Raw genomic sequence first — 16,420 nt, 5'->3', positions numbered from 1 at the left:
TACGGTTCTAGAAGCCGTGGCGGGGAACGGCACGTTCGTACTGCGGAACCCACGTGATGTCGTGGCCCAGTTCGTAGGCAGCCCTGAGCCACCAATGCGGATCGCGCAGCGCTGCACGGGCCATGAAGACAGCATCAGCCCGGCCGTTGGCAACAAGGTCCTCGGCCTGCGTGGCACTCGTCAGCAGTCCCACCGCACCCGTGGGGACGCCCGCCTCGCGCTTGACCTGCTCGGCGAACCCGGCCTGGTAGCCGGGAACAGCATGGATGCGCTGGTGCGCCACAGCACCGCCACTGGAAACATCCACCAGGTCGACGCCCCGCTCAGCGGCAGCACGCGCCAGCCTCACCGATATCCCGACGTCCACTCCGCCTTCAGCCCAGTCGGACGCGGAGATCCGCAGCAGGAGCGGCATGGAATCAGGGATGACAGCCCTCACCGCATCCACCACAGCGAGCATGAGCTTGTTCCGCTTCTCCTCGCTCCCACCCCAGCTGTCCGTCCTGGTGTTGATGAGCGGGCTCTGGAACTGATGCAGGAGGTAACCGTGCGCACCGTGGATTTCAACGGTGTCGAAGCCCGCTGCAACTGCGCGGGAAGCGGCCGCCGCGAAGTCGGCCACGACGCCCTGGATCTCGGCCTCACTCATCGCCGCCGGTTCGGAGTAGCCATCGAACGGCTGGTTCGTCGGCCCGGCGGTGACCCATCCGCCGTCGGACCCTGGAACGGAACCCGAGCGGCCGGAAAACGGCCAGTACGTCGATGCCTTGCGTCCGGCGTGGGCAAGCTGGGCCCCTATCTTGCAATCCACGGCGCCATACTGATGGACAAAACGGATGATGCGTTCCCAGCCTTCGGCCTGCGCATCGCTGTACAGGCCGGCGTCCAGCGGACTGATCCTGCCTGCCGGATTGACCGCGGCTGCCTCGCTCATGATCAGCCCGGCACCGCCGGCGGCAAAGGAGCCCAGATGCATCAGGTGCCAATCGTTGGGGACACCCTCTCCGGTTTCCGGGTGGCAACTGTACTGGCACATGGGCGAAACCCAGCCGCGGTGAGGCACGGTGAGAGAGCGCAGCTGCAGTGGAGAAAACAGCGCGGACGGCACTAGAAGAGAACCCTCGCGAGCCCCTGGCGGGCCTTGGCCACCCTCTCGTCCTGGGTTCCCACTACCTCGAAGAGCTCAAGAAGCCGGACACGCGCAGTCTCACGCTCAGGCCCGAAATTCCTGCCGATAAACGTGATGATCCGCTGGAAGGCGTCTTCAATGTGCCCACCGGAGACGTCCAGATCGGCGACGCCAAGCTGGGCGTCCATGTTGTCCGGTTCCCGCGCGGCGAGGTCGCGGAGGCTGTCTGCTTGCGGGGCGGAGAGGTTTTCCAACCTGGCCATCAGATCAACTTGGGCAAGGCCTGCCTTGGCATCGGCATCTGCGGGTTGTTCCAGGAGGGCCTGCTTGTAGGCCGCAGCAGCTGCTGCGTAATCACCGGCTTCGATGGCATCGATGGCCGTTTGATGGAGCGGTGGCAGCGGTGCGGGTTCGGCGTCTTCACCCGGGGCGCCATCACCGATGCTCCCCGTGACGCCATTGGCTGCCGCAACCTTAAGGAGTTCTTCCACGAGGTCCCGGATCTGCGCGTCATCTGCGGGTCCTTGAAAGAGGGGCACGGGCTGGCCCTTGATCACGGCCACGGCTGTAGGTACAGCCTGCACCTGAAATGCTTGCGCGAGCTGCGGGAAAGCGTCAACGTCCGCGGCGGCGAGTACCAAACGGCCGCCGTAGCTTTCAACCACGCGTTCGGCGGCCTCAAGGACAGCCGGCGATTCGGCCGCGTAACGCGACCAGAGCAGGAAGAGTACGGGGATCTGCGCAGACAACTGCACTAGATCCTGGAAATTACTTTCGGTGGCATCCACGCGAAGAGGCGCTTTGCCGGCATCGCCACCGACGGGCTCACCGCCCCCTGGGGCGCCGCCATCCGGCGAAGCCGAAGCGGGAGGCACCGGCGGCGAGGCCGGGCGGCGCAGCGACGAGAGGTCGACGGCGCCGCGAAGGTTGAGCTGGCTGGCAGCGGCTGGAGTGGGTCGGTATCCGGGCGAACTCATACGTTCCACTCTAGCCGCTGCCCTGCCAGGGCCATGTCCTACTTGAAGCTGGCTCCCACCAGGCCACGCGTCGCGGCCACGAGTTTCATGGGATCAGCAGAGCCTGCCGGCGGAATGTACACCGCGACGGACTCGGCAAAGTTCAGGACCATGCCCGTTGTGGTTTCCTTGCCCCCGGCGAAGACTGCGGAATCGTCCTCCAGCAGGAGCTTGTCGCCGGCCGCCTTGGGCGTACCTTCGAACGCGAAGTCCAGGCGTCCCACCACCAAAGCGCCGCCGTCGGCAGTTCGCAACACCACTGTCTGGTTGGTTACAGGGGTGTGGGTGAACTTGAAGTTGGCGCTGGTTCCGTTCTTCACAGTGTCAGCCTGGTAAGCAAGGGCGCCCGCGATGTACGGGGACGACTGCCCGTCCGCCAGTTTGCTTCGGTTCGGCGAGTCAGGCGTAGTCAGCATTTCGGCCAGGATTCCCAAAGCCTCGTTGCCGCTGTAAGCCAAACCAGTGTTGTCCCCGGCCGGCACGGGCTGGGTTCCTTCACGGGGAATGGGGAACGACGGGAAGTTGGTGCCCGGCTGCAGGGGTGCACTGCCCCACAGCTTGTAGTTTTCGCGAGGCGAAAGCTGGACCAGGGTCAGTACCTGCGGCACGACGTTTCCATCGCCCTGCGTCAGGGCAAAGACGGTACGGGGCCACTCACGCTTGGTGCTGATAACGCTGCTCTGAAGCTTGGTGGCACGAACGGGCATACGGGCTTCGTAGGCCGAAACAGCCGAACGGATCTTGTAGTTCTGCGTCCGGATCTGCAATTCCATCTTGTCCACGCGGGGAGCCAGTTTGGGAGCATCCTTGGCGGCGTCGGCTGCATCAACCGTGCTCGCCACCTGTTCCAGGATCCTCTGCAGCTGGGACTCCAGGAGGACAGGTGTGCCGCCGTCGCCTTCTGCGGGGGCCGCAGCGGAGGACGTGGAGGTAGCCTCGGGAGTCGTCGTTGCCTGGGCGGCCACAGCCGTCCCGCCAACCATGACAGCGGCCAGTGCGGCAGCGATAGCGGTGACCCTCAGGGCGGGTCCCTCAGTTTCGGCACCACGCCGACGGGCGGCGTCGCCGGCTGGCGACTGCACAGGCAAGGTGGTGGTTTCGCCCTCACCGTGCGATCCGTCATCGCCATCGTCTTTGCGTCGGTTGCTGAGGGCCTTCGCTACGAAAGGCAAGGCCGCCCCCACCAGGATGATGATGATGCCCAGAACAATCAGCGGCACAGCCCAGGGGGTGGTGGCGTTGTTCGGGAAGGTCATGGAAATCGACGACGGCGCAGGCTTGGTTCCGTCGCCGGCTACCAGCAGGGACCACTCACCATCTGCCGGCGGATTCCAGGTGTAGTCGAGCTCGCCGCTGGCGTCCTCGGTGCTGACCCACAGATCGGATCCAGCCGGTGAGGGGGCAGTGGCTTCGCCATCAACAGAGCTCACCTCGAGTGACTTCTGGTCCGCCGACACGCCCGTCAACGTGGTGTGGGCAGTGTCACCCACCCAGGCTTCGACGTCATCCGGGCGCCCGGTAGCAACGATGAAGTTTCCTTCACCCTGGATCTTGATCTTCACCGGCCCGTCATGGAGGGCGATCAACTTTTGGTCGATCACGGTCAGCGGGGCAGCTTTGGTATCACTGGGAACCGAGGCCGTCACGGTCTCGGAGGGAGCCCAGAAAGTCAGCTGGCCAATGCCGGCCAGCATCGTCAGCAGGCCCAGCAGCACCAGCAAGGCTGCAGTCTTCAAACGCACAGGATCACCTATCATCAGCGGTCGTTGAACTTAAAGGGTAACCGTTTTGTTATGAGAGAGTCAGATCGTGGTGATCCCCACGACATCCTGAAATGCCCGCGATCGCGGCTCCGTAGCGTCATTCAGTGGTCCTGATAGTGTGGCGATGATCATGATATCCGGGCCTTCCGGTGCCTGGATCGCCCCTTTACCACCAATGAAAAGGCAGCTAAACCGCGTGAAAGACCACTTGGAGCCCCGTCCCGCCGATGAGCCCGGGTCAAGTGCGGTGGATGCTTCCACGGACGGCACCGCTGCTACGGTTCCTGTCCGTACCGGACGCCTGGCTGCCCTTGGCCGCAGACTAAGGCAGCCCATTCCGGGAGCCCGCAACCGCGTCCGATTTGAGATGCCTCCGGAAGACGAGGCCGAGGGGGAACGCGACAAACCGCGTCCCGAGGACGACCACGGTTTTGGCGCGCCCGGCCCGCGGATGTCATCCCAGCACCCTCTCTATGTCGGCTTCATGGGGACCGCCGGAGTCGGCATTGCCTTGGCGGTGTTCTACATCGCAAGCAACACCACCCAACTCATCCTGTGGATCGTGGCCGCGCTCTTCATCGCACTCGGCCTGGACCCGGTGGTCCGCTGGCTCGAGTCGCGGAAAGTGCCCCGGCCTGCCGGCATCCTCATCTCGGTGTCGGCACTGGTGCTTGCAGTGGCCGGCTTCTTCGCAACGTTGATCCCCACCATCGTTGAACAGGTCTCTGAAATCGTGCGCCAGGCCCCGGACTGGATCCGCGGCTTCCTGGACTCTGACTTCTTCCGCAACGCTGATAGCCAGTTCGGGGTGCGTGACCGGATCACCACTGAACTGGATAAGTTCGTCAAGGACCCCGAAGCCATGGGCGGCATTTTCGGCGGCGTTGTGGGCTTCGGTTCCACCGTTGCCAATGGCCTGTTCGGTTCGCTGATCGTCCTGGTCCTGAGCCTTTACTTCCTGGCTGCGTTGCCGTCCATGAAAAAGTGGGCTTACCGTCTGGCACCCCGATCCCGCCGTCCCCGCGTTGAAGCGCTGTCCGAGGCAATCACCGATTCCGTGGGCAATTACGTCATTGGCCAGGTCTGTGTCGCCCTCCTGAACGCGATCTTCGCTTTCATCCTGATGACCATCCTGGGCATCCCGTTCAGCGTTCTGCTGGCGTTCGTCGTCGCCCTGCTGGCATTTATTCCGCTGGTTGGTGGCTTGATCGCCGCGGTGGTGGTCATTCTGGTGGCACTCACCGCAGGCTGGCAGACAGCTCTGGTTTACGCCATCGCCTACTTCGCCTACCTGCAGTTCGAGGCGTACTTCATCTCGCCGCGCATCATGCAGCGTGCCGTGGCGGTCCCGGGTGCTGTGGCCGTGATCTCCGTGATCGCCGGAGGCAGCCTCCTTGGCGTGCTGGGTGCACTTATTGCCATCCCGACGGCGGCAGCCATCATGCTGCTGATCAAGGAAGTCTTCATCATGCGCCAGGACAGGCACTGACCGACCTAGGTGCTTAACGACTCACGCCCCCGAACACCCGGTTCGGGGGCATGAGTCGTCTCCGGAGGCGACTCGCTCAGGCACTGGCAACAGGGCTAAGCACCCGCACCCGGGCTATGCCGTCGCAACCGGGCTAAGCACCCGCACCCGGGCTAAGCACCCGCACCCGGGCTAAGCCGTCGCAACCGGGCTATGCCGTCGCAACCGGCCCCGCCCACTCGCGAGGCAGGCCGTCCACTCCCGCACCTGCCGGGGTGACGTCGTCGACGATTTCATTCAAGACGCGCGCCGCGTACTTCTCGCCCACCCAGAGGTGCTTGGCGCCGTCGACGCCAACAAGCCGGGCCTGCGGTACCAGGCTGAACCGTTCGGCCGCCTCAGCTGGCTGCAGGTAATCGTCGTGTTCAGGCACCAGGACCGTGAGCGGTTTGCCGGACGCAGCCCACTCCTTGAGGTGGACATCCGTCGCCCGGTGCAGCGGCGGGGACAACAACACCGCTCCCTCGATCGCTGAGGCCACTGGCTCCACTGCTCCGTACATCAGCGCAAGTTCAGTGCCGAAGGACCAGCCCACCAGCCAGCGGTTAGGCAAGCCGCGTTCCACCGCGAACCGCACGGCAGCCTCGACGTCGTACCGCTCACCGATGCCTTCCTCAAACTGGCCATCGCTGGTTCCCCGTGGCGACTGCGTGCCGCGGGTGTTGAACCGCAGGACGGCGACCCCGGCCAGCGCAGGCAGTCTGTACGAAGCCTTGCGGTAGACGTGCGAATCCATAAAGCCACCGTGCGTGGGCAGCGGGTGGAGAGTGATCAACGTGGCGGTGATCCCGCCGGATGCAGGCAATGCAAGCTCACCCCGCAGTACTTTGCCGTCTTCGGTGGTGAACTCCACATTCTCGCGCTGGGCAGGCAGAACCGTGGAAGCACGGATCTCCGAGGGTGAATCCTGCGGAGTGAACACGAACGAGGCGGGGTCGAAAGTCATGGTGCCAAGCCTAGCGAATCAGCGGTATCGGTACGTCCGGCCGGTCCAGCAATTGGTGTGCCAGTGCCGGCGTTCGGCCAGCCCGGCGGCCTGCCCGAACAAGTGGCTGTCCGACCACACCACCAAGTGGGCGATGCCCGGAACGATCGCAGTGGCGCAGCCAGGGCAGATGTACTGTTTTTCCGCTTTCTTTGCCGTCATGGTCCGGACCATCCAATCGCCGTCCGGTGCGCTTTCGCGCCGGGCAATCCCGGCACGCGCACGCTCAAGATCCAGCTCAGGCACCGGTTCCGCCCATTTGCCGCCAGCGTTGCCGGAGCGTGTGCTGGACGCGTTGCGACGGGGGCGGTTGGAGCGGGGCATGCTTCCATTCTGCCCCAGCCACGCAGTTGCAGATGGTGAGACGGTAATGTGGGGCGGGTGCGACTCGTCATAGCCCGTTGTTCTGTTGATTACGTAGGCCGCCTCAAGGCCCATCTCCCCCTCGCCACCCGGCTGCTGCTGGTCAAGGCGGACGGCTCCGTGCTGGTACATTCGGACGGCGGTTCCTACAAGCCGCTGAACTGGATGAGCCCACCTGCCACGCTGCGGGTGACCACCCCGGAGGAAACGGAGGTGGAGGAAGGCGTCGTGGAGCAGTGGACGGTTCAATCTGCCAAGACAGATGACCGGCTCATCATCAACATCTACGAGCAATTGCACGACACCTCACACGATCTGGGTACCGATCCCGGCCTGATCAAAGACGGCGTGGAAGCAGACCTCCAGCGGCTCCTGGCTGAGCAGATCGAAACGCTGGGAACCGGATACTCCCTTATCCGTCGCGAGTACTTCACGGCCATCGGCCCGGTGGACATCCTGGCCCGGGACGCCAGCGGCGCCACAGTCGCTGTCGAACTGAAACGCCGTGGCGACATCGATGGCGTAGAACAGCTCACGCGCTATCTGGAATTGCTCAACAGGGATCCCCTGCTGGCACCGGTACGTGGGATCTTCGCAGCGCAACAGATCAAGCCGCAGGCCAAGGTGCTCGCCAATGATCGCGGCATCGATTGCGTCACTCTGGATTATGACGCCATGCGCGGCGTGGATGACAGCGAGTCCCGACTCTTCTAAGCACTTCCTTCAGGACGGTGTGCCGCAGGCCACTAGAATCAAGACATGACTGCCGCATCCCCCTTTCCCACTTCCTCCGCGCCAAGCCACCAGATCATCAAAGGAACGCTTGTCAGCGACGGCGAGGTGGTGGAGGACGGCCTCATAGCCATCGACGGCGACCGGATTGCCTATGCCGGGCCTGCCAACGGATTCGATCCCGCGGCATTTGAAGGCTTCCAGAGCGCAGTCCGCCTTGGGGTACCCAACGGCAGTTACCTGGTCCCTGGCCTGGTGGACGTGCACTGCCATGGTGGTAACGGTGGCGATTTTCCCGGCGGTGAAGAGACTTCGGCGCGCAAAGCAGTGGATTTCCTGCACCGCTCGGGAACAACCACCTTCCTCGCGAGCATGGTCACCGCTCCCCGGGAGGACCTTCTTCGCGGCATCCAGCTCTACGTAAAACTGGTGGACGAAGGCCTTGTGGCCGGTATTCACCTTGAGGGACCATTCCTTTCCCATGCCCGCTGCGGTGCGCAGAACCCGGATTATTTGCTGGAACCGGACCTGGATCTCATGGACGAGCTGGTGGGCGCCGCAGCCGGCAAGCTCGCCACCATGACCTATGCGCCGGAGCTGCCGGGAGCCGCTGCGCTGGTGGACCTGATGACGTCCCATGGCGTGACGCCTTCGCTGGGGCACACTGACTGCGACGACGCCACCGCCGCAGCGTCTCTGGCCGCCGCCAGGGAGGGATTGGAGTCGGCAGGGTTCGACGGCGTCAGCTCGCTTCCCACTGTCACGCACCTTTTCAACGGGATGCCGCCGATGCACCACAGAGCGCCCGGTCCGGTCGCCGCCTGCCTCCGGATGGCGCAGGAGGGTAAGGCCGTGGTGGAACTTATCGCCGACGGCACTCACCTTGACCCCAGCACCGTGGCTACGGTTTTCCAACTCGTCGGAGCCAATAACATCGTGCTGGTGACAGACTCGATGGCCGCTGCCGGTCTGTCGGATGGACGCTACATGCTGGGCCCCTCCCCCGTGACGGTCAGTGATGGCGTCGCCACGCTGGATGCAACAGGGTCCATCGCGGGCGGGACTGCCACCCTCCTGGAGGTCGTCCGCAAGACCGTAGCGGCCGGCGTCGCACTACCGGACGCTATTTGTTCCGCCACAGCGGTGCCCGCCGCAGTCCTGGGGCTTTCCGACGAAATTGGTGGATTGCGCAGAGGCCTTCGTGCCGACGTTGTTGTGACAAACGAGGATCTGGAACTGACCGGCGTCATGCGGAACGGCCAGTGGTTGTCCTAGCGTGAATTGCACGGGTCTGCGTTACCTTCTTTTTACCGAAAATTTTCCCGAATTGCCCAAAAGACCGTTGACCTCCGGCAGGGCTCATGAAAGTGTTGTAGCAGTCTTTGTGTAGGTGGTTTTCATGCTCGCAAGACGAGTTGCGAGCGTGAAGCTCCTTCGAAACCAACCGGGCCTGGCCTGGCCGGATTCAAAGGTCTTCTCGCGGAGTAACAAAGCCGGTACGAAGTGTATCGGACTGATGTTCCACAATGAGGAGAAATACATGGCACTGGGAACCGTCAAGTGGTTCAACGCTGAAAAGGGCTTCGGCTTCATCACCCCGGATGACTCGGATGGCGACGTTTTCGTCCACTACTCCGAGATCCAGACCGGCGGCTTCAAGACCCTCGATGAGAACCAGCGCGTTCAGTTCGAGATCGGTCAGGGCGCCAAGGGCCCCCAGGCAACCGGCGTTACCGTCGTCTAGCCTTAACTGTTGAATTCTGCTTGTTGCAGCTACAACAAACGTGTTGACCCCGGCTTTCGAGCCGGGGTCAACACGTTTAAGACCGGTAATGTCTGATATTTCGACAACGACTGTTACAAACCGTGAAGAAAGAAGAAATCCCCACCCCAAAATGGCGTTGACTAATCAACCAACCAAGGTTCGGAGGAGTCGTGCAGAATGCCGCACAGACAATCCCGGAAGGTATGCCCGGCTCAGCGCACGTCCCATTGCGGGCAGATGCAGAGGGTCTTGGTAATACATGTACAGAGTTCTGTACTCGGGCTGGAATCTCGACTTAAAAGACGCCAGCGACCTGAATCCATAAACCGGTTCGAGTGCCTGTCCCACCACATCAAGAATGCCGGCCAGGCCTTCCGCCTGTTGTTCAATCTCGCCCTTCTCCCGTGCCAGGGGCGAGCCGGACAGCGAGATCACTTCCACGGACCCGCGCAAGTGCTGGATAGCCGAAGCAATCAGGAATTCCATGACACCCGGGAACGTGTCACCCCGCCGACGCATGAAGTCCAGTGTCCAACTGACAACCACGCTGTTCTCATAGACCGGTAGCCAGCTGGTCACTCCATAGACAAAGCCAGCTTCGTCCACGGCGACACAGCACTGGACGTCCGCGTCGTCGAGCTCGTCCAAGCCACCCAAGGTGAAGCCCATTTCAGGGATCTTCTTCTGGGCCGCCCATTCCTCCGACACCTCACTGACTTGAGCGCGCACACTCAGCGGAAACTCCGAGTATCGGCCCCAGCTGGCCGAAATCCCCAGCTTCCGAGCACGGTTCAGGGAAGTCCTGACGTTCTGCCACTCCTTGCCGCGAAACTCCAGATCCGTGATCCGCAGCCGTGTTTCCTGGGCCACTGCGACCCTGCGGAAGCCTCGGGGCTGCAGCATGGGCCATAGCTCATCCGTGCAGGAATAGAGACAAGGTGTGAGCGCATGCCGGGTGCAGTAGTCAAGGAAACCGCTGGCCGTATGCCCACGGTGTTCCGCTGCTCCAAAGGGACCAGCCAGCGTCAAGGCCACGTGGCCATGCTGTTGGTAGGCCACGCCCCCGGTACCTTCGGTATTGAACCAGTATTTGTTCGGCTCCCAGAGAGCCATCCAGGACAAGGAGTCACCACCGGACTTGACCAACGTGCGGGCTCTTTCCCGCGATTGATGGTCCAGTCCCCCGGAATGGTGCCCCCGGATGAGCAAAATCCACACACCCACCAGGGCCACCAGCCAAAAGACCGTGCCGGAGTAGGAGAAGAGGAACACTTCCAGCACATCCCGGTCTGCGAAAACCTTCCGGTAAACGCCAGGCAGTGGAACCGGGAGATACTGTCTGGCGAGCTCCGCGGCCAGACCCAACAAGCCGCCGTCGCGGTCCATGCCGCCGGAAGCCAGCCACACAGCCGTATAAATGAGACCAAGCGTCAGTCCCGTCAGGCCCACCAACCAGAAAACCCTGCGTCGGAGCCGATCCGAAGAGACCACCCTGAAATGGCCGCGATAGACAAACAAGAGAACGGCCAGGACCAGCGGGACCACCACCAAGGGGATCAAATGGACAACCGCAGAGTTCAGCATCCCCACGTGCGGCCGCCCCTGCGGCCTGGGCATACCGGCAAAAAGGCCCAGGTAGATCGTCGAAAGACCCACCACCACCAGCTGCACACCGATCGCGATCCCCAGGGCGAGCCTTCGTCCCCTTCTCATGCCGTCAGCGCAGATCAGAAGCAGGACGACCGGCACCACGGCCAAGGCCAATCCGAAGGGGCCTGTGTAACCCTGCCGGCCGACCTCCAAGCACGTCACGTCAATGGTGCCTCCGCAGTTGCTCTCCAATTGCGTGAGGGTGGGCAGCGGGTTCAGGATGACGTCGCGCAGCAAGGCCAAGGGGCCGGACGGGCTCTTGGCCGCTGCGGTCACGATGGGTCCCACCGCAAAGATTGCCATGGTCAACGACAGAAGGTTTCGCACCTCCCTGCCCGTGGACCGGTGAAGGTGGAGATGACCTTTGCTGCTTTGCATCCACCATCCCGCGGCCAAGCCAATCAGAGCGCCCAGGAATCCCACCACCGTCTCTGCGTGCCCCACGTACAGCACCAAGAGCAGTGAGATTGATAGCACCACGGTCCGCAGGCGTCGCTGCCAGAGCGTCGGAAGGAGGGCGCTGGCAGCGAGGGCTGTTGCAAGAACGGCACCATACGGCCCGATCAGCCGGGTTCCTGCCATCCGGGAAAGCCACCCGTCATCGGCATACCGCGCAACCTGGGTGACCAGGAGGAAGGCCGACACGCAGGCAAACTGGCTGCCAAAGAACACTCCGGCCGTTCTGACAGAACCGAAGCGTCGCTCTGCAAGACCCAGAAGGAGCAGGAACATCATGATCGCCGTGGCGTATGCCAAAGGATTGGTGGTGAAGAAGAGCGAAGTCCAGATGGACCACCACTCCCCCGCCCTGAGCCCATCGAGCGACACCCCTGCCACAGAAAGCCATGGTTCCGGCGGGCCGGACAGGAAACTACCGGCCGCCAGTGACAATCCCACGAACAACACGAGCACCAGCAAGGTGAAAGGTGTTGCCCGTAGATGCCTGCCGGCCTTTAGAATCGCGGGCTTGACCACACTGTTGAGGGCGAGGCTCACCGCGGCAGCCTCCACCGGGTGGCCAGGAAATCCAGCGCTCCCGGCATGCCCCGGACCACTGCGTCCCAGGAGTGCCCGGCGTGTTGGATCGAGTGCTCTTCTGTTTCGAATCCCGCATTCTTTGCCGCGTCCGCCAGCTCGTGCATATAGGCAGTAAATTCATGGTCTGTTTCGCCGGCCGTCAAGTAAACGCCGCTGCCTGCGTAGTTGCGCTGCTGCATCAAGACCAAGGGCGTCTTGGCCTCAAAGGCCGCCGCGTCGCCGTCGAATGCGTCTCCAATGGTCTTGTTGCGGTCCTTCGCAAGCGCAGGTTCCCGTTCTGCAGAGAATGCGAGCACGGTTGGGAAGATCTCCGGATGTGCCGTTCCCATTTGCATGGCACAAGTGCCACCGAAGGAAAATCCACCCACCGCCCACTGCTGAGGATCGGTGGAGACGTCCAACGTGGACTTAATCCATGCGGGTACATCTTGGGACAGGTAGGTGCCGGCCGGCGCAATCAGGCTGTCCATGCACATGGTGTTGGCGCTGCCCGAACCATTGGGATCCACCACCACCGTCACCGGAGCAATGCCATGATGGGCTTCGGCATAGCGATCCAGTTGTGACCGGAGCTGGCCGCCAGTCAACCAGTCAGCAGGACCGCCAGGTTGACCTGAGAAGAGAACCAACACCGGGAGGACGGGACGGGGCGTCGTCTGGTACGCGGGGGGAAGATAGATGTAGGCGTCCCGCGCTGTGAATCCGGAAATCGTCCCGGGAATGTCGGCCTTCCGCAGGGTGCCCGTTTTAGGCATGGACTCCGGCGGTTTCCACGTGGATAACGCAGGGCCGGGGTTGCCGCCGGGAAGACGTTTGAGGCCGCTTTCCAGCGGCTGGATCCGCGCCACGGCGGTACCCATCAAATCGGCGACCGAATTGTTCAGGCCGAAGTACAGATTTACTTGCACGACGCTGAGGAGGACGACCCCCAGCATGGCCACGACACTCAGCGAACGGCCCTTGGCAGTGTTTCGCGGAAACCGGAAAGCGCAGAGAACCAGTGCCATGACCGCTGGGACCGACCAGGCCAGAGTTTCAAAGGGAAGGTTTTCGGAAAACGTGGCCATCAGATCGATCAGGATCCAATGAACGAGTGCCACCACCCCCACGGAAACAGCCAGGGAGGCGGCGACGACGAGCGGCCACCGGCGCCGACGCCGCCACAGGAGATACACTCCACCGCCCGCACCGCAAACAATGCTGAACCAGAGGAACGGCCCGTCTACCAGGCTGACGTCCGACAAAAAGTCCATGGCGCCTAACGCCAGGTTCCGACGCCGATGACCGGCCCGGCCTCCAGCCAGGAAGACAACCCTGCGTACGCGTCGAAGTTCATGGCCAGCATGAACTTCTTGCCTTCGTACTGCAGTTCAACAACAACCACACCGGGCTGCACCCTGACCAGTTCATCTTCAGTCGGCTGCCGGCGACCCAGCAGTTCCAAGGAACTGCGTTTGAACCTGTGCTTGGGGATCACGCTGAGGGACATCAAGCGGAACCACTCGAGCTCATTGTCCTGATAACGACAAACCCCCATCTGCCAGCTGTTTCCAGCCGTGCAAATGGAGGCGTCGACCGTGCCCAGGGCACGCCGCAGGTTGAAGCGGCGCACCCCGAAAAGGCACAGTGAAATGATCAGCAACGTAAACGCTGTTGCCAGAGCGATGAACGGAATAAGGGAATCGTCCATCAAGGTCGTGCTATCGGATCCCCGCTGTAGCCGCTTCGCCCAATTTGGCGTTGTCAGCAACAATGACCACGCGATCGTTGTCGACGGAGAAGAATCCGCCATCGACTACTACCGCAATACGGTCACCGGAAACCGGCTGGATTGCCAGCTCGCCCTCGGCCAGGATGGCCAGTAGGGGCGAGTGGCCCGGCAGGATTCCGATTTCACCATCGCTGGTGCGGGCCTTCACCATCTTGGCCGCGCCGGACCACACGAAGTGGTCCGCTGCGACAATCTCAACCTCGAGCTCAGCCATACTACTTGGTCTGTTCCTGGATCTTGGCCCAGTTGCGCTCGACGTCATCCAGGCCGCCGACGTTGAAGAACGCCTGCTCTGCGATGTGGTCCAGCTCGCCGTCGCAGATAGCCGTGAAGCCTTCCACGGTGTCCTTGATGGACACGGTGGAGCCCTCGACGCCGGTGAACTGCTTGGCGGTGTAGGTGTTCTGGGAGAGGAACTGCTGGATACGACGTGCACGCGACACGACGATCTTGTCCTCTTCAGACAGTTCGTCAACACCGAGGATGGCGATGATGTCCTGGAGTTCCTTGTTCTTCTGCAGGATCTGCTTAACACGGACAGCCGTGTTGTAGTGGTCCTTGCCGATGTACTGGGGATCCAGAATACGGGAGGTCGACGTCAGCGGGTCAACGGCCGGGTACAGACCACGGGATGCGATTTCACGGGAAAGTTCCGTGGTCGCGTCGAGGTGTGCGAAGGTCGTTGCCGGAGCCGGGTCGGTGTAGTCATCAGCCGGCACGTAGATGGCCTGCATAGACGTGATGGAGTGACCCTTGGTGGAGGTGATGCGCTCCTGGAGGAGGCCCATCTCGTCAGCAAGGTTCGGCTGGTAGCCCACAGCAGACGGCATACGGCCGAGCAGCGTGGAGACTTCCGAGCCTGCCTGCGTGAAGCGGAAGATGTTGTCGATGAAGAGCAGCACGTCCTGGTTCTGGACATCGCGGAAGTACTCCGCCATGGTCAGAGCGGAGAGGGCTACGCGCAGACGCGTTCCCGGCGGCTCATCCATCTGGCCGAACACAAGGGCAGTGTCCTTGAGAACGCCTGCCTCTTCCATTTCAACCCAGAGGTCGTTACCTTCACGGGTACGCTCACCAACACCGGCGAAGACGGAAGTACCACCGAAGTTGCGGGCAACACGGGTGATCATTTCCTGGATCAGAACGGTCTTGCCAACGCCGGCGCCGCCGAACAGGCCAATCTTGCCACCCTTGATGTACGGGGTGAGAAGGTCGATGACCTTGATGCCGGTCTCGAGCATCTCCGTGGAGCCCTCGAGGGAGGCGAAGGACGGAGCCTTGCGGTGGATCGGCCAGTAGGCGTCAGCCTTGATCTCCGACTCGTCAACGTCCAGCGGCTTGCCGAGAACGTTGAAGATGTGGCCCTTGACACCGTCGCCGACGGGCACGGAGATCGGAGCGCCGGAGTCCTGCACGGTGGTCCCGCGGACGAGTCCGTCGGTTGCCTGCAGGGAGATGGCGCGAACGAGGTTGTCACCCAGGTGCTGTGACGTCTCGAACGTGATGGTCTTGGTCTGGCCGTTGAGAGTGATCTCAGTGGTCAGAGCGTTGTAAATCGAGGGGATTGCGTCAGCCGGGAATTCGACGTCGACAACCGGACCAATAACACGGGCAATGCGGCCGGTGGCACCGGCCGTAGCTACGTGTTCGGTAGCAGTGGCAGTCATCTCTCTCACTTCACTCAGTAGATGGCGTGGATTTAAGTTTATCTGTTTGGTGCAGGTACGGCTTCGAGCCGAATGCGTTGCAGGCTAGGACGCGAGGGCGTCTGCGCCAGCCACGATTTCGGAAAGCTCCTGCGTAATCTCGGCCTGGCGGGCCGTGTTGCGAAGGCGCGTGTACTTCTTGATCAAATCGGTAGCGTTGTCACCGGCCGACTTCATAGCGCGCTGGCGGGCTGCGAGCTCAGAAGCTGCGGCCTGCAGCATGGCTGCGAAGATGCGGGACTCGATGTAACGCGGAAGCAGTGCGTCGAGCACCTGCTCTGTCTCCGGTTCAAACTCGTACAACGGCAACAGCTCGGATTCCGAGGCTGCTTCCTCTTCGACGACCTCCAGCGGGAGCAAACGGATAACCGTGGGCTCCTGCGTCACCATGGACTTGAAGCGGGTGTATACAACGTGGATTTCATCCACGCCGCCCTCTTCGAAGTCAGTGGAGAAGTCTTCAAGAAGTGCAGCTCCGACTTCCTGCGCGGTTTCGAATTCCGGTGCGTCCGTGCCACCGGTCCATACGCGGGCGTAGGACCGGTTGCGGAAATCGAAGTACGCCTGCGCCTTGCGGCCAACCAGGTACGCCTTGACTTCCTTGCCTTCTGCGTGAAGAAGCTCGGTGAGACCTTCAGCCTGCTTGAGCACGCTCGCGGAGTAGGATCCAGCAAGGCCACGGTCCGATGTAATAATCAGGACTGCGGCGCGGCGGATCTGGTCCGGTTCGGTGGTCAGCGGGTGGTCGATTTCGCTCTGAGTTGCGACAGCAGAAACGGCGCGGGTAATCGCGTTCGCGTAAGGCAGTGAAGCTGCTACGCGGGCGCGGGCCTTACCGATGCGCGAGGTAGCGATCAGTTCCATCGCCTTGAAGATCTTGCGCATCGACGTCGTCGAGCTGATCTTCTGACGGTAGACCCGAATCTGGGCTCCCATACTTATCCTTTCCTAAGTTTCCGATGTGCTGCCCTGCC

Annotated in this window: 15 protein-coding genes; 4 read left to right on the top strand and 11 right to left on the bottom strand. The window is 62.3% G+C overall.

All coding sequences use genetic code 11. The features are described from left to right. Positions 1 to 7: 7 nt before the first annotated feature. The 3 genes from BLW08_RS05245 to BLW08_RS05235 are packed head-to-tail and all read right to left on the bottom strand — an operon-like array spanning position 8 to position 3,902. Positions 8 to 1,108, bottom strand: a complete 1,101-nt coding sequence (locus BLW08_RS05245; RefSeq protein WP_091323744.1) for an NADH:flavin oxidoreductase/NADH oxidase — start codon at positions 1,106 to 1,108, stop codon at positions 8 to 10. Next, positions 1,108 to 2,106 carry a tetratricopeptide repeat protein gene (locus tag BLW08_RS05240; protein WP_090818618.1) on the bottom strand — a complete coding sequence of 333 codons (999 nt, stop codon included), beginning with the start codon at positions 2,104 to 2,106 and terminating at the stop codon, positions 1,108 to 1,110. The genes BLW08_RS05245 and BLW08_RS05240 overlap by 1 nt, the downstream gene beginning before the upstream one ends. A gap of 38 nt (positions 2,107 to 2,144) precedes the next feature. Next, a complete protein-coding gene (locus BLW08_RS05235; protein WP_091323742.1) occupies positions 2,145 to 3,902 on the bottom strand; it encodes a DUF8094 domain-containing protein in 1,758 nt (585 codons plus the stop codon). Between the two features lie 202 nt (positions 3,903 to 4,104). Here BLW08_RS05235 and BLW08_RS05230 point away from each other — a divergent pair, with 202 nt between their 5' ends. Beyond that, positions 4,105 to 5,397, top strand: a complete 1,293-nt coding sequence (locus BLW08_RS05230; protein ID WP_091323740.1) for an AI-2E family transporter — start codon at positions 4,105 to 4,107, stop codon at positions 5,395 to 5,397. 190 nt (positions 5,398 to 5,587) lie between these two features. On the opposite strand, the gene BLW08_RS05225 is transcribed toward BLW08_RS05230, so the two are convergent. Beyond that, on the bottom strand, positions 5,588 to 6,382 hold the full coding sequence (locus BLW08_RS05225) for an alpha/beta hydrolase (protein WP_090818608.1): 795 nt from the start codon (positions 6,380 to 6,382) through the stop codon (positions 5,588 to 5,590). Positions 6,383 to 6,400: 18 nt separating this feature from the next. After that, on the bottom strand, positions 6,401 to 6,745 hold the full coding sequence (locus tag BLW08_RS05220) for an ATP/GTP-binding protein (protein WP_091323738.1): 345 nt from the start codon (positions 6,743 to 6,745) through the stop codon (positions 6,401 to 6,403). 57 nt (positions 6,746 to 6,802) lie between these two features. On the opposite strand from BLW08_RS05220, the gene nucS reads away from it, so the two are divergent. The 3 genes from nucS (at position 6,803) to BLW08_RS05205 (ending at position 9,260) form a co-directional block, all read left to right on the top strand. Beyond that, a complete protein-coding gene (gene nucS / locus BLW08_RS05215; RefSeq protein ID WP_090818602.1) occupies positions 6,803 to 7,498 on the top strand; it encodes an endonuclease NucS in 696 nt (231 codons plus the stop codon). Positions 7,499 to 7,543: 45 nt separating this feature from the next. After that, complete coding sequence (nagA, locus tag BLW08_RS05210; RefSeq protein WP_091323736.1) at positions 7,544 to 8,791, top strand: N-acetylglucosamine-6-phosphate deacetylase; 1,248 nt, start codon at positions 7,544 to 7,546, stop codon at positions 8,789 to 8,791. Between the two features lie 265 nt (positions 8,792 to 9,056). Beyond that, positions 9,057 to 9,260, top strand: a complete 204-nt coding sequence (locus BLW08_RS05205; RefSeq protein WP_018776337.1) for a cold-shock protein — start codon at positions 9,057 to 9,059, stop codon at positions 9,258 to 9,260. Positions 9,261 to 9,425: 165 nt separating this feature from the next. Here the strand turns inward: BLW08_RS05205 and BLW08_RS05200 are convergent, their stop codons facing one another. The 6 genes from BLW08_RS05200 to BLW08_RS05175 form a co-directional block, all read right to left on the bottom strand. Further along, positions 9,426 to 11,942: a bifunctional lysylphosphatidylglycerol flippase/synthetase MprF gene (locus BLW08_RS05200; protein ID WP_091323734.1), complete on the bottom strand. Its 2,517-nt coding sequence runs from the start codon at positions 11,940 to 11,942 to the stop codon at positions 9,426 to 9,428. Beyond that, positions 11,924 to 13,222, bottom strand: a complete 1,299-nt coding sequence (locus tag BLW08_RS05195) for an alpha/beta hydrolase (RefSeq protein WP_091323733.1) — start codon at positions 13,220 to 13,222, stop codon at positions 11,924 to 11,926. The genes BLW08_RS05200 and BLW08_RS05195 overlap by 19 nt, the downstream gene beginning before the upstream one ends. 5 nt (positions 13,223 to 13,227) lie before the next feature. Then, positions 13,228 to 13,659 carry a DUF2550 domain-containing protein gene (locus tag BLW08_RS05190; RefSeq protein WP_090818590.1) on the bottom strand — a complete coding sequence of 144 codons (432 nt, stop codon included), beginning with the start codon at positions 13,657 to 13,659 and terminating at the stop codon, positions 13,228 to 13,230. A 10-nt stretch (positions 13,660 to 13,669) separates the two neighbouring features. Next, a complete protein-coding gene (locus BLW08_RS05185) occupies positions 13,670 to 13,954 on the bottom strand; it encodes a F0F1 ATP synthase subunit epsilon (protein ID WP_026540143.1) in 285 nt (94 codons plus the stop codon). A gap of 1 nt (position 13,955) precedes the next feature. Beyond that, on the bottom strand, positions 13,956 to 15,407 hold the full coding sequence (gene atpD, locus BLW08_RS05180; protein WP_090818587.1) for a F0F1 ATP synthase subunit beta: 1,452 nt from the start codon (positions 15,405 to 15,407) through the stop codon (positions 13,956 to 13,958). Positions 15,408 to 15,491: 84 nt separating this feature from the next. Next, positions 15,492 to 16,382, bottom strand: a complete 891-nt coding sequence (locus BLW08_RS05175; RefSeq protein WP_091323731.1) for a F0F1 ATP synthase subunit gamma — start codon at positions 16,380 to 16,382, stop codon at positions 15,492 to 15,494. Positions 16,383 to 16,420 lie beyond the last annotated feature (38 nt).

It is taken from the genome of Arthrobacter sp. cf158 (assembly GCF_900106835.1).
GTDB lineage: Bacteria > Actinomycetota > Actinomycetes > Actinomycetales > Micrococcaceae > Arthrobacter.
Note: the sequence above shows the minus strand (reverse complement) of the source record. Positions and strands in the feature narration are given on the sequence as shown.

Bases quoted from the DNA above. Each gene is read 5' to 3' on its own strand.
- nagA (WP_091323736.1), top strand. From the start codon at position 7,544: ATGACTGCCGCATCCCCCTTTCCCACTTCCTCCGCGCCAAGCCACCAG.
- atpD (WP_090818587.1), bottom strand. From the start codon at position 15,407: ATGACTGCCACTGCTACCGAACACGTAGCTACGGCCGGTGCCACCGGC.
- BLW08_RS05195 (WP_091323733.1), bottom strand. From the start codon at position 13,222: ATGGACTTTTTGTCGGACGTCAGCCTGGTAGACGGGCCGTTCCTCTGG.
- BLW08_RS05185 (WP_026540143.1), bottom strand. From the start codon at position 13,954: ATGGCTGAGCTCGAGGTTGAGATTGTCGCAGCGGACCACTTCGTGTGG.
- BLW08_RS05190 (WP_090818590.1), bottom strand. From the start codon at position 13,659: ATGGACGATTCCCTTATTCCGTTCATCGCTCTGGCAACAGCGTTTACG.
- BLW08_RS05175 (WP_091323731.1), bottom strand. From the start codon at position 16,382: ATGGGAGCCCAGATTCGGGTCTACCGTCAGAAGATCAGCTCGACGACG.
- BLW08_RS05220 (WP_091323738.1), bottom strand. From the start codon at position 6,745: ATGCCCCGCTCCAACCGCCCCCGTCGCAACGCGTCCAGCACACGCTCC.
- BLW08_RS05235 (WP_091323742.1), bottom strand. From the start codon at position 3,902: ATGATAGGTGATCCTGTGCGTTTGAAGACTGCAGCCTTGCTGGTGCTG.
- BLW08_RS05225 (WP_090818608.1), bottom strand. From the start codon at position 6,382: ATGACTTTCGACCCCGCCTCGTTCGTGTTCACTCCGCAGGATTCACCC.
- BLW08_RS05205 (WP_018776337.1), top strand. From the start codon at position 9,057: ATGGCACTGGGAACCGTCAAGTGGTTCAACGCTGAAAAGGGCTTCGGC.
- BLW08_RS05240 (WP_090818618.1), bottom strand. From the start codon at position 2,106: ATGAGTTCGCCCGGATACCGACCCACTCCAGCCGCTGCCAGCCAGCTC.